This is a genomic window from Fervidobacterium gondwanense DSM 13020, assembly GCF_900143265.1.
Classification (GTDB): Bacteria; Thermotogota; Thermotogae; order Thermotogales; family Fervidobacteriaceae; genus Fervidobacterium; species Fervidobacterium gondwanense.
On the sequence record NZ_FRDJ01000002.1, the window covers coordinates 49,694 to 62,381 of the forward strand.

13 protein-coding genes are annotated in these 12,688 nt (G+C 37.9%); all 13 read left to right on the plus strand.

Annotated elements, in window-relative coordinates; translation table 11 throughout:
- Positions 1–24: 24 nt before the first annotated feature.
- The 13 genes from BUA11_RS02395 to BUA11_RS02455 all read left to right on the plus strand — a co-directional run bounded on the left by BUA11_RS02395 (position 25) and on the right by BUA11_RS02455 (position 12,678).
- Positions 25–2,310, plus strand: coding sequence for a methyl-accepting chemotaxis protein (locus BUA11_RS02395; protein WP_072757979.1), 2,286 nt, complete (start codon positions 25–27; stop codon positions 2,308–2,310).
- A 123-nt stretch (positions 2,311–2,433) separates the two neighbouring features.
- Positions 2,434–3,786, plus strand: a complete 1,353-nt coding sequence (gene mnmE, locus BUA11_RS02400) for a tRNA uridine-5-carboxymethylaminomethyl(34) synthesis GTPase MnmE (RefSeq protein WP_072757981.1) — start codon at positions 2,434–2,436, stop codon at positions 3,784–3,786.
- 279 nt (positions 3,787–4,065) lie between these two features.
- On the plus strand, positions 4,066–6,120 hold the full coding sequence (gene flhA / locus BUA11_RS02405) for a flagellar biosynthesis protein FlhA (RefSeq protein ID WP_072757984.1): 2,055 nt from the start codon (positions 4,066–4,068) through the stop codon (positions 6,118–6,120).
- Positions 6,117–7,235 (plus strand): flagellar biosynthesis GTPase FlhF, encoded by a 1,119-nt coding sequence (gene flhF, locus BUA11_RS02410; protein ID WP_072757986.1) that lies wholly within the window; start codon positions 6,117–6,119, stop codon positions 7,233–7,235. The genes flhA and flhF overlap by 4 nt, the downstream gene beginning before the upstream one ends.
- A complete protein-coding gene (locus BUA11_RS02415) occupies positions 7,216–8,052 on the plus strand; it encodes a P-loop NTPase (protein ID WP_072757988.1) in 837 nt (278 codons plus the stop codon). The genes flhF and BUA11_RS02415 overlap by 20 nt, the downstream gene beginning before the upstream one ends.
- Complete coding sequence (locus BUA11_RS02420) at positions 8,049–8,606, plus strand: PilZ domain-containing protein (protein ID WP_072757990.1); 558 nt, start codon at positions 8,049–8,051, stop codon at positions 8,604–8,606. The genes BUA11_RS02415 and BUA11_RS02420 overlap by 4 nt, the downstream gene beginning before the upstream one ends.
- The gene (locus BUA11_RS02425) at positions 8,606–9,274 is read left to right on the plus strand and encodes a flagellar brake protein (protein WP_072757992.1); all 669 of its coding nucleotides are present in this window, start codon (positions 8,606–8,608) and stop codon (positions 9,272–9,274) included. The genes BUA11_RS02420 and BUA11_RS02425 overlap by 1 nt, the downstream gene beginning before the upstream one ends.
- Before the next feature lie 39 nt (positions 9,275–9,313).
- Entirely contained in the window at positions 9,314–9,928 is a 615-nt protein-coding gene (gene cheC, locus BUA11_RS02430) for a CheY-P phosphatase CheC (RefSeq protein ID WP_072757994.1), read from the plus strand.
- Between the two features lie 5 nt (positions 9,929–9,933).
- Positions 9,934–10,413: a chemoreceptor glutamine deamidase/glutamate methylesterase CheD gene (gene cheD / locus BUA11_RS02435; RefSeq protein ID WP_072757995.1), complete on the plus strand. Its 480-nt coding sequence runs from the start codon at positions 9,934–9,936 to the stop codon at positions 10,411–10,413.
- A complete protein-coding gene (locus tag BUA11_RS02440) occupies positions 10,410–11,111 on the plus strand; it encodes a FliA/WhiG family RNA polymerase sigma factor (RefSeq protein WP_245789459.1) in 702 nt (233 codons plus the stop codon). Before cheD ends, BUA11_RS02440 begins: the two co-directional genes overlap by 4 nt.
- Positions 11,112–11,116: 5 nt before the next feature.
- Positions 11,117–11,434, plus strand: coding sequence for a hypothetical protein (locus BUA11_RS02445; RefSeq protein WP_143145246.1), 318 nt, complete (start codon positions 11,117–11,119; stop codon positions 11,432–11,434).
- A gap of 3 nt (positions 11,435–11,437) precedes the next feature.
- A complete protein-coding gene (locus tag BUA11_RS02450) occupies positions 11,438–11,926 on the plus strand; it encodes a hypothetical protein (RefSeq protein ID WP_072758000.1) in 489 nt (162 codons plus the stop codon).
- Complete coding sequence (locus BUA11_RS02455; protein ID WP_072758002.1) at positions 11,905–12,678, plus strand: hypothetical protein; 774 nt, start codon at positions 11,905–11,907, stop codon at positions 12,676–12,678. Before BUA11_RS02450 ends, BUA11_RS02455 begins: the two co-directional genes overlap by 22 nt.
- The last annotated feature ends 10 nt before the right edge of the window (positions 12,679–12,688 follow it).

Sequence of the window (12,688 nt, forward strand, 5' to 3'; positions counted from 1 at the left end):
AATAAGCCAAAAGCTGGTGATTTTATGTCTATTAAAACACGTCTGCTTTTGCTTTCAATTCTTTTGGTAGCGGTTCCATTAACAATTTCAATCTTATTTACCGTTATCAATTTATCGAATGAAAGCACTAGAATACAAAATGAAGTTAAAAAGCAGCTCGGTGATCCAGAGGTTCTTTTCAAAGAGTTTTTCGATACATTTTCACAAGAACTTGAGCGACACATAAATGAATACAATGAAAAACTGGTATCAGCTGTAGAGAAACAAAAAGAAAGCGTCAGTGCAGCTTTTGAGAACGTTTACCTTGGTACACTTGAAAAAGAAGCAAATTCTATAAAGAACGTTGTTGAAAACCTTATTAAAGACAAAGTTGCTAATATTGAAAATCTTTCAAAGGTAGCTGCAACTTCGAAAGAAGTTATAAACGCTGCTGCCGAGAAGAATTTGGACCTCGCTTTGAAAAGAAGCCTGCTCAATAACTATGTTGAACGTTCAATGTTCGATTACATTTCTCTTTGGACAACCGAACCCAGTGAACCAAAGTTGAAGATAAGGCCCTTTGTTAAGCTAAATGAGAAGTTTCTTGTGGAGTATGCTTACTCATTGGCACCTGGTGTTTCATCTACTTTGTATAAAGACTTGGAGTTTTCACAGTCGATTATTGAAAGGGCTAATAAAATATTGTCATCTCCATCAGCCTATTCCGATTCCTTTGTTTTCAAAGGTTCCCAGGGAATATATATAGTCTCAATAAATCCAGTCATGCACCCCCAACTTGGCAACACAGTTACTGGTTTTGTAATATCTGCTGGTAGACTTACAGAAAGCTTTTTTGATGATATAAAAAGGCTTACAAATGCTGATTTAACAGTATATGTGGACGGTAAGGCTTACGTGACAACAAGGGTGAACGAATCCGGTGAAAGGGTCTCTGGTATCGATGAACCCTCAGAAGAAAAATATACATTCAAAGTTGGTAGTGATGAATATCTTGCAGTTAAAAGCGACCTCAACGTTATGGGAGACAAGATCGGAACATTTGAAGTTGCACTAAGAAAAGAAGTTGTAACTGCACAGATTGAGATTCCTCAGCCTGAAAAGTTTCAGCTTCCTGAAATCAAAATGCCGGACATCAAAGTAAATGTTGATTTCAACCTTGCAAGGCTTGTAGTAATCAACTTGATAGTAGGTTTTGTGATTTTAGTAGTTGCCTTGATTGCATCTGTGCCGCTTATTAACAATATCTCGAAAGAAATAGTGAGATCCGCAGATATAATTGAGAAATTTTCAAATGGCGAAATCGTATCGTTTGATGTTAAGACATTTGGAGAATTTGAGCGTGTTATAGATTCTCTAAAGGGATTGTCCGAGAACCTTGTAGACTATGCAAAGGATATGAAAGAGAGTTCAAAAGAGTTGAATACCGAAGTTGAGCAGGTTACAACCATAAGAGATACGCTCGAAAGATCTGTTTCAGATTTCAGCGATTTTGTAGAAAACTACATTCTGAATGTTGAAGATGTGAAGTCCAAGATCATGACTCTTCAAAATACAGTCGATAGCTCTATGACTAATAATCAAAACCTTTCTGAAAAACTCTCTGATTTATTGAAAGATATTGAACATGCACAGGCTGAGATATTAAAGAACGTTGCCCTAATAGAAGAAATGAACGATTCAGTCAATTCTAACGTTGAAGTGTTTTCAAAGTTCAGTACGACGGTTCAGAGAACTATAGAAAAGTTCTCTTCAATAAAAGAATCAATAGCAAAAATACAAAATGTTGCATCACAAACTAATTTACTTGCACTAAATGCGGCAATCGAAGCAGCAAGGGCAGGAGAAGCTGGTAGAGGTTTTGCTGTTGTTGCAGATGAGGTTATGAAATTATCTGTTGAAATAAACACACTTTCCAAGAACCTCGTGAAAGAAGTTGATACCTACACTAATGACCTCAGAGAGCTTGACCAATTGTATGAAAGCTCCGGTGAGAAATTCAAAAAACTGCAGCAGGCTAAGGAAGAATTTTCCTCGAATTATTATACAGTGATAGAAAAAGTTCAAAATATAGGCAGTTTGAGCGCACAAGTTGGAATGCAAATAGAAGAGAACAGTCAGGCGTTTGCTCAGATAGAAGGCCTCATGGATGATGTTGCAAATTCGATAATTTCTTCTTCACAACAGTTGCAAAAGTTCAATGAGGATTTCAGAAGAATTACAAAAGTATTTGAACAACTCAGTGAGAGTACTGAAAAACTTAAGGTAATCTCGCAAAAGATGGAAAATATTTCTCGCTGGTTTAAGGTTTAACTCTTTCGTATATCTCCACAGGGTGGCTTTCATATTAGAGAGCCACCTTTTTAGTTTTAAGCAAATATGTTATAATAAGAATGTTGCAAATTAGGTTTAAAGGAGTGATTATTTATTAGCTTCTTGGCAGTCGAAACTGCGCAGAGAGATACTATCGTTGCGATCGCCACCCCACCGGGTACAGGTGCAATTGGTATTGTAAGAATGTCTGGTGAAAGGTCATGGGAAATAATTCAGAAATGTGTTCGTAAGAGCATATACGATGAGAGAAGAATTCTTTATGGAAACTTTTACGATACAGATGGCAACGTTGTAGATGAAATATTGTTTGTGGGATTTAAAGCACCAAAAAGTTATACAGGCGAAGACATGGTAGAAGTGTATTGCCATGGTGGCGTACTGGTCACTCAAAAAATACTGGCCGAATTGATAAGACATGGTGCAAGGCTTGCAAAAAATGGAGAATTTACAAGAAGGGCATTTTTAAATGGTAAGATAGATTTGATAAAAGCTGAATCAATACTCCAGATCATAGAAGCCAAGAGTGAGGAAAGCCTTCGATTAGCGATTGACAACCTTAAAGGTAAGCTATCTGAAGAGATAAACAGAGTTAGAAACTCTCTAATAAATATACTATCTAAAATCGAAGTTTCAATAGATTACGGTGATGATATAGAAGTTCCGCGCGACGAGATTATGCAGGACATAGCTGATGTGGAACATTTTTTGTCAGACAAATTGGCTCACGCTGACAAGGGTATACACATCTCAACTGGCGTTACGCTCGCAATAATTGGAAAACCAAATGTTGGAAAGAGTACACTTTTGAACAGATTGCTTTTGGAAGATCGTGCTATAGTAACAGATATCCCTGGAACAACGAGGGACATTATAAAAGGTGAGATAAAGATCCAGGGCATTCACTTTGTCATATCAGATACTGCAGGTATTAGGCATACGGATGACTTTGTGGAAAAGATTGGAATTGAAAGGGCAATAAAGGAAGCAAGCCAAGCTGATGTGGTCATATTCTTGCTCGATGCGACAACTGGTTTCACTAAGGATGACCAATATATACTTAATATAATTAAAGATAGCAATTTCATTCCGGTGTGGAATAAGATAGATTCTGGAAACAAAGTCATCAAAGTTTCTAAAAACAACGAAGATATTCTGCTCAGTGCATCGAGTGGTGTAGGATTGAGAGAACTCGAAGCAAAGATCGTTGAAAAGGCACAACCACTAGTAGCAGAGGGACAACTGTCACACATAACGTCCAAACGGCAAATTGAACATCTGAAATTAGTGAATGAAAATGTTGTCAAAGCTATGAGGTCGCTTAGAGAAAATTACCCACTTGATATCATATCAATAGACATCCGCAATGCATTGTCTGAGCTCGATAAGCTCCTCGGGAGAAATTTCACAGATGATTTGCTTGAGAACATCTTTGCAAATTTCTGCGTAGGTAAATGATTAAAAAAAAAGCGGGCTTTTTTTGCCCGCATAAAGCCGTGGGGGGTGTATCTCAAGGGGGATAGGGGGTTCTCTGTAGTGAGTATACCATTTTTTGTGTTAAATTATCAGTACTCTTTATTATAATAACACCGAACAATTGTGTTACAAAATACTTGAATACATGATGTGTTAAGAAGAGCCTTAAAAACATCTCATTTTGCCTCTCAATATATTAGACTCGATATAATTCAAAATCGTTCAAAATTTTCTAAAATTTTTCCAGGCAGAGGTGGGTTTATGAATTTTGACGTAGTTGTTGCTTTATTGGTCGTAGCAATTGTGTTGCTGATGATAATACCTATATCTGACTTCATGCTCGACTTCTTTCAGTTATTGAACATATCGATTTCACTTGTAATCCTATTCTCAACGATGTATATAACTCACATACTTGAGCTTGCATCATTTCCGACATTATTGCTTATTGTAACTATATTTAGATTAGCCCTGAATGTTGCCTCTACGAGGGCTATATTATTAGAGGGACCAAAATTTGGTGGTAAAGTGATTCAGACGTTTGGAAATTTCGTCGTTGGTGGTAACTACGTCGTAGGAATCGTAGTTTTCCTTATTTTGGTGATCATTCAGTTTATAGTCATAACACGTGGTTCGGAAAGAATTGCGGAAGTTGCAGCGAGGTTTACACTTGATGCAATGCCTGGAAAACAGATGAGTGTCGATGCTGACTTGAATGCAGGACTGATAACGGAAGAGGAAGCGCGACGTAGGAGGGAAGAGATAAGGCGAGAAGCAGATTTTTATGGTGCTATGGATGGAGCCTCAAAATTTGTACGAGGCGATGCGATAGCGAGTATCATAATTACAATAGTTAATAGTCTCGGTGGTATAATTATAGGGGTATTGATGCACCAACTGGGTTTTGCTGATGCTGCTAAGACCTTTCTTTTGTTCACGGTTGGTGATGGGTTAGTTAGTCAAATACCGGCACTTATGGTTTCAACCGCAACGGGTATAATTGTTTCTCGTAGTGCGACGAAAGATAACCTTGGAACCGAATTGATAAAAGAACTTTCAGGAGAAAAGAGAGTTATCATTTTAACAGGATTTGTACTGATCTTTCTCGGTGTTTTTACTCCCCTTCCAACATTCACGAGTTTAATAATTGGCGGATTTTTCTTGATAGTCGGATTTATGATACGTAGGCAAGAACTATTACAACCACAAGTGCAACCGATTGGTCCAACGCCGCCTGGCCCTGGTATGCCAGCACCATCTGGTCCTATTCTCTCAACACCGGAAGAGGTTTCAGAAGTTCTTCAGTCAGATACTGTTGAAATTAACATAGGTTATGGACTTTTACCACTCGCGGATCTTTCACAAGGTGGCGATATGCTTGAAAGGCTAACTATGATTCGAAGACAGTTGGCACAAGAATTGGGACTTGTGCTTTCACCAATTCGAGTTCGAGATAGTGTGATATTGAAACCAAACGAATACGCTGTATTTATTAGAGGTGCTGAAATTGACAGATATGAACTAATCCCTAACAGGCTTTTGGCTATAAATCCTGGATTTGTAAGTGAAAAGATAGCTGGTATAGAGGTGAAAGAACCCGCTTTCGGTTTGCAGGCTTTTTGGATAGACGAATCGAAAAAGGAAGAAGCCATTCAAAAGGGCTATACAGTAGTCGATCCGCCGACAGTCTTTGCTACGCACATAACTGAATTGCTACGCAAACATGCTCCTGAACTGCTTGGGAATAGAGAATTTCAGCTACTGGTAGACGGCGTACGAAATAAGTTTGACAGATTAGTTGATGACGTCTTCAACGTTGTGAAACCAACGGTTGTGAAAAAAGTATTACAAGAGTTACTTGCTGAAGGTGTTTCGATAAGAAACTTACCATATATCTTTGAGCTAATACTTGATAACGCAGATAAAGCAAGAGATGTTGAGATGCTCGTCGAGTATGTACGAAGAGGTCTCAAAAGGCAAATCACAATAAAACTCTTAGCACAAGATAAACAAATACACGGAATCGCACTTGATAGTGAGCTTGAAAGGTTACTTACGGAGTCGATTTCCGAAAGCGAAGAAGGTAGATACCTGAGTGTTAACCCGCAGATTATGCGCGAGATTATAGAAAAGATTTCACAGGAATTGGAACAACTTATGAGAAAAGGTTTTGCACCTGTGCTCGTTGTTTCAGGTACCATAAGGCCTTACATTGCAAAAATGGTCATTCGATTCATACCTGGCGTAACAGTGATTGCATTTGAAGAGATACCTGAAGATATGAATTTGTCAATTGAGGGTGTGGTGAAGATATGATAGTGAAGAAGTATGTTGTTAGCGACATAAAAGAAGCTTTCGAAAAAATAAGAGTTGAACTTGGCAAAGATGCTGTGATTCTCAGCACGCGAAAGATAAAGAAAGGTGGTTTTTTAGGGATTGGTGCAAAGACTTATATTGAAGTGACGGCGGCCGTTGAGGAAAAGAAACAGCAACAAACCGAAGATAAGGGTCAGATATATAAATTGCAGGAAATACTTTCTAAAACCAAACAACCCCAGCAAAGTCCAGAAGATATTACGGAACTAAAGAAGATGATGCTTGAACTTAAGTCCATGATGGTGAGTCAGAGAAGCAATGAACCCCAGTGGGTTCAAGACTTTAGAAAAGCTTTGAGTAAACAAGACATAGATGAAGAGATATCAGAAAAGATCATCGAATACGCAAGGGTAAAATACCAGGAACTGGATTTTTCAAATGAAAACACTAGACTAATACTCTCAGAGATGTTCCTTCCTTTCTTGAATACATCGGTACCAGAGATAAAGGGAAAAGTTATGTTTGTAGGGCCGACTGGTGTTGGGAAGACCACAACACTGGCAAAATTAGCCGCAAAATTGAAGCTAAACGATCATAGAAGAGTTGGGATAATTACTCTTGATACGTATAGAATAGCAGCGGTTGATCAGCTGAAAACTTACGCTATGCTTCTCGATGTCCCGATAAGAGTTGCATACACTCCAAAGGAAGCAAAACTTGAAATAGAAGCACTCGCTGATTACGATATAATCCTTATTGACTCCGCTGGAAGAAGTCAAAAAAACGAACTCCACATGACAGAAATCAAAGCAATGAGTGAGATTGTTGAACCCGACTATGTCTTTTTAGTTGTTGGCATGCAATACAGATCAGAAGACGTGAAAGAGATTGCTTCTAAGTTCTCGATAGTTTCACCAACCCATGTAATTCTTTCCAAGATGGATGAAACATCATCGCTTGGACACTTTGTAAACGTTCCGACATTTTTGAATGTTCCCATAGCTTTTGTTACGAATGGACAGAGAGTACCAGACGATATAATTGAAGCGAACAGCAGGGAATTAGCCGTTTTACTCTCACGCGAGGTGTTAAAAAATGCAAGATCAAGCAAGTAGTTTAAAAAGCAGTCAGATAGTGTCAGTTATAAGTGGAAAAGGTGGGGTAGGTAAAACGTTGGTGTCTACAAACATGGCTGCAGTAATCGCGGAAAGCGGAAGAAAAGTACTGCTCTTAGACGCCGATGTGGGATTTACAAATGCGGATATACTTCTCGGAGCGTACCCGAAGTTTACAATGAAAGATTTCGTGAATCATAAATGTTCGATAGAAGAACTTGTCACACCAACAAAATATGGTTTGGATCTCATGTCACTTGGGGGAGACGTTACCGACTTACTTGCGACAAACGAGTTAGTCTTGAAGGATTTCGCGGTGCACTTCTTGAAGCTGTTAGATCATTATGATTTGGTCATAATGGACATGCCACCAGGTTTTTCGAATTCCTACATGCCATTCCTAACATTGACGGACGATTTTGTTATCATGACAACACCAGAACCTACATCTGTGGTTAATACTTACACCATGATAAAACTCCTCAGTCTCAAGGGAATTAATGGTGAAAACATCCATGTTGTCGCGAACATGGTTCAGAATTCTAAGGATGCAACGAAACTTATGGAAAGGCTGACTGAGGTTGTTGAAAAGTTTGCAGGAAACAAGGTGTCATCCGTTACACTTATGAAAGAACACCCGTTGGTGGTCAAAAGTATTCAAGACAGAGAGCTTTTTGTTGTCAGATACAGAAGCATACAACCAGCGTTTTCTATTATGAGAATCGCTTCTAATTTGCTTAAGGAGAATATCAACAAAAAGGATGAAAACACTCTGATTCAGAGATTTCTCAATTTCTTTAGAGGTGAATACAGGTGACTTTGGAAGAGTATATTAATGCCAATTTAATGAATGCTGTGCTTCGAGGATTTACAAAAGATGGAGAAATAACAGTCCGACTCAAAGGTATAAAAGGACGAGTTTTTGTGATAACTTTTGTCACAATTCTCAGTATCCCAGAATTACTCAGAGTAGATGTTCCAATCGAAGGTTTTGTTATAACATTTGTCGGGAAGCTTAAAAGCATAAATGAAGGCTTGTATGAATACGAAGCTCTGGACAAAGTTGGTATTTTGCAAAGAAGGACTAAGCCAAGATACGCCGCGTTTGAGGAGTGCTCGATATATGGTTTTGATACCGTTATTATTGACGTCTCAGAAAACGGATGTCAGGTAATATCAGAATTCAAACCAAAGCTGAAAGAAAAGATAGAGATGAAACTCGAGAGGATAAATTCCTCTATAGTTGAGGGCACGGTAATGTGGGTTGTTGAAGAAGAAGAATGTTATAGGTATGGAATCTTCATTGAGGATATAAAACCTGAATGGAAAGAATTAGTTGAAAACTATAAGCAAATAGGAGAGGGACTGTGATGGCTTATGTAGAACTTGTCGATGCTTCAAAAACGCTGAAGATAGGTTTACCGGCAAGTATAAAAATAGTTTTTGTCAAAGAATTGGAAGGTGTCTACAAGAGTAATGTTGCAGACATAGATTTCAACCGTCGAATCCTTTTTTTATCAATTCCATCTTTAAAAGGCAAGTTTATACCAATTCCCAAAGGTGTTAGAATGACCGTAAATCTTTTCGATAGATCTTCAGTATATGAGTTTGATACTGTATCTTTGGGAGTCATAAAGTATGATAACATGTACGTGATTCCAGTTCCATTCCCTGAGAGTGTTAGAAAGACGGAGCGTAGAAAATTCGTTAGAGTGCCAATTTACGTGGAGGGAAAATTTTATATTTCAGTTGAGAATGAGACAGAGTCGTTTGTTTTCACAACCAAAAATATTAGTGCCGGTGGGCTCATGATGGCTACAAAGAAGTATTTGAAGGTTGGTGATATAATATATATCGATTTAAAGCTTGATACAGACTTGATGATGAACAAACAGAAGTCTAAAATTGTTCGCGAAGATGAGCACACTGAAGATGGATTTGTATACGGTGTTCAATTCTTGGATTTGCCAGTCTCTCTTGAAACAAAATTGGTTAGATTTGTTTTCCAGAAAGAACTGAAAATGAAGAGTATAAGATAATTTTCAATGGTCTTGCCTTATTTGAAGGGAGGAAGAAGGATGCTTGAAAAGCTTACAGACGTTCAGTTAGACGCGATAAAAGAAGTTGGAAACATAGGAACAGGTAATGCAGCAACTGCACTCTCAATGATGCTTGATAAAAAGGTGGACATTTCGGTTCCTCAGGTAAAAGTTGTCCCTATTTCTAAGATACCTTTTTTGTTTGAGAAACCTGAGGAAGTTGTTTGTTCAGTAAAGATGGAACTTAGAGAGGATATGACGGGTGAGATCCTCTTAATTTTTGAACCCAACACAGTTAAGATTATAGCAAAAGCATTAACAGGTGTAGAAGTTAATGATGTCACCGAACTTGATGAATTTACATCTTCAATGCTCAAAGAAATAGGAAATATAATGTGCGGTTCATATGTAACTGCACTGGCAGGTTTTACAAACCTTTTCATAAATCCAGAACCACCAGAATTAACCATAGATATGATAAGCGCCATAATATCAGAAATTTCAATTCCATTAGCGATGGCAGGTGAGGAAAGCATAATGCTCATTGAGACGCTCATAGAGATAGAAGGCATAGAACAAAAGCTGCAGGGATATCTGCTCTTAGTTCCATCCGTGGAGTCATTGGAAAAGCTCCTTAAAGCCTTAGGGATGTGATAAATATGAAGAAAAAGGTTATAATAGGAATAGGCGAATGGGCTGTTGAAAAGAATCCCGCAGTTTTGGTAACACTCGGCTTGGGTTCTTGCGTTGGCGTGTGTATTAGAGACCCAGTGGCTAAGGTAGGAGGAATGGTTCATGTAATGCTACCTGAAAGTGGCGGTAAACCTACGAATACACCTGGCAAGTTTGCTGATACCGGTATAGATTTGGTCATTGAAGAGATGGTAAAGATGGGAGCAAGTAGGGGTAGACTTGAGGCTAAGATTGCTGGTGGAGCCTCGATGTTTCAGTCTGCTATGGACATAGGTGCAAGAAACACCCAGGCTGTGAGAAATGCGCTTCAAAGAAATGGTGTAAGGATTTTAGCTGAGGATACAGGCGGTAATAAAGCTAGGAGCATTGAATATGATATTGAAAGTGGGAAGTTACTTGTTAGAAAAGTTAAAACAGGTGATGCTGTGGAGGTTATAGAAATTTGATTGTTAATAAAGAATCAATAATAAGAGAATTCTTGCCTTTAATCGGAAAGATGGCTAAGGATCTAAAAGTTAATCTTCCACGTAATGTTGAAATTGATGATTTAATTCAGGAGGGTGTAATTGCCCTCTTGCAAGCTGTGGAAAAATACGACCCAAGACATGGAGCAACATTTAAGACATATGTCTATAATAGAATAAAAGGTGCAATGATAGACTATTTGAGAAAATTAGATTATCTCCCGAAGAATGTCAGACAGGATATCAAAAGGTTGGACAAGGCACTTTCAGAATTTTACGTACAACACCAGCGACTCCCAAAATATGAGGAATTAGCTGAGATCCTTAACATGAGTGTAGAAGATATCCAGCAAATTTATAATGAACTGATGTTGAAGCAGTACATGAATATTGATGAATATCTTTTTGAAGTTCAAGAAAATTCACATATTAACTTTGATATATCATCAGACGAAGATGTTAGAGAACAGGCATGGAAATCTATACTTTATGAACAACTAATTTTGGCGATAAATAAATTAGATGAAAGAGAGCAACTTATACTTAGCCTAAGATTTGAACATGAGCTTTCACTTAAAGAAATTGCTGAAATTCTTGGTGTAAGCGAATCAAGGGTTTCTCAATTATTAAGTGCGATACTCTCGAAGCTTCGAGCTTCTATTGAAGCAGAGAGGGAGTGATGCAGATGGCAGAACCAATTAGTGGCATACAGAATCAGACGATCTTTTTGAAAGTTAGCCATGAAAATTCTCATATGGTGAGTATACAGCAGTATGCTGCACAAGCTGCAAGTATGAGTAGTGCACAAAGTGTTGCGAGAAGAACTGAAGCAGAGCTCCGTTCAACAAGAAATGTTGAAAATACCGAGCAAAAGTACATGAAAAGCGCCACGGAGGGCAAGAGTCAGGGAGAGTACTACTCCTCGGAGAGAAAAGCTAAAGAAGGGGTAAGGGATAAAATTAAGAATCAAGATAATTCTCATATATTAGATGTGAGGGTATGAATTATGATCGGCTATCTTAGCGTCAAAAGCATCGATGGAAAGTACTTGGGAGGAATCTTGATCGTTAACGATTACGGCATTCCTGTCGAGTTCAAGTACTCCGAGCCTATAGTTCCAACGAGGCTGCAGCAAATTATTTACGGAAATTCGCTTGAATATTACTTAAATACCGAGATTATTTCAAAAGGTTTGATACAAAAGCTGGAAAATCGACCAGAATTATTGTTAGTCGAGGATCCTATGTTACTTTTCGACAAGAATATCGTTATGGTAACACTGCTACCACAAATGGTTAACGAAAAAACTGAAGGCAACGAAGCTGTTGTAAATGTCAATAACAAGAGTATACGAATAACTTTTCCTGAAAACATAAAAGTAGAGAATACTCTTGTCCAAAAAGTTGTAGAGCTATCTCAGAAATTCGATATATTTGAACCATTTGATAGGATAGAGAAGGCACTTGAGTACGTATGCGAATCGCAAGAGAGATAATAGAAACTCTCAAACTTGAACTGGGTTTTCTAAAGAGCAAAAGTGTACAGTTGGAATTTAAGTCTGACGTGAAAAATGAGTCTATCAAGTTTGAGTCTCAGTTTGATAAGCTCGATATTGTAGTACCTTTTTTTAAAGATTTGCACGCAAGTTTTTCTCTGAAAGTTGATAGTTTAGTTGAGAATTCGCAAGCTTTAAAAGTAAGAAATACTAACGGAAACTTAACTTTGAATGTTAACAGTTGCCATCTTGCCCAACGCATAGCCGTACATGAATCGCTTCCAAAGTCGGAATTCCTGATAAAAAATTATGAGATGGCATCTTACTATGCAAAAATACAATCGGTTACCCCATCCTTTGATTTCTCTGCACTTTCTCACAACGTTATAGGGCAGGCTAAAATTAGTGGGTACCGTAGCGTCAAATTTCCTTCAAATATCCGAGTTGAAGAGGGAAAAAATTTTCCAATCTACTTGTGTGAATATATACCCTCACAGTATGTAGAAAAAGCAAAAATCTTGGATGCGTTAAAAGCATTGAGTCAAAAACACGATATATCTCACCTAAAGTTTTACGCTTATTATAAAGAAATACCAATTACGAATGTTGAGTCAATAAAGATCCTACAAAATAGAAACATAAGGGTTTACTTTAACTCCAAGGTTGCTTTGAAAGGGTATAATAGGAACGTGACATTCAAAGATGTATTGGTTTTTAAATACGATGACAAGTATCTTTACCACCTTTTATAGTTTTTTCACA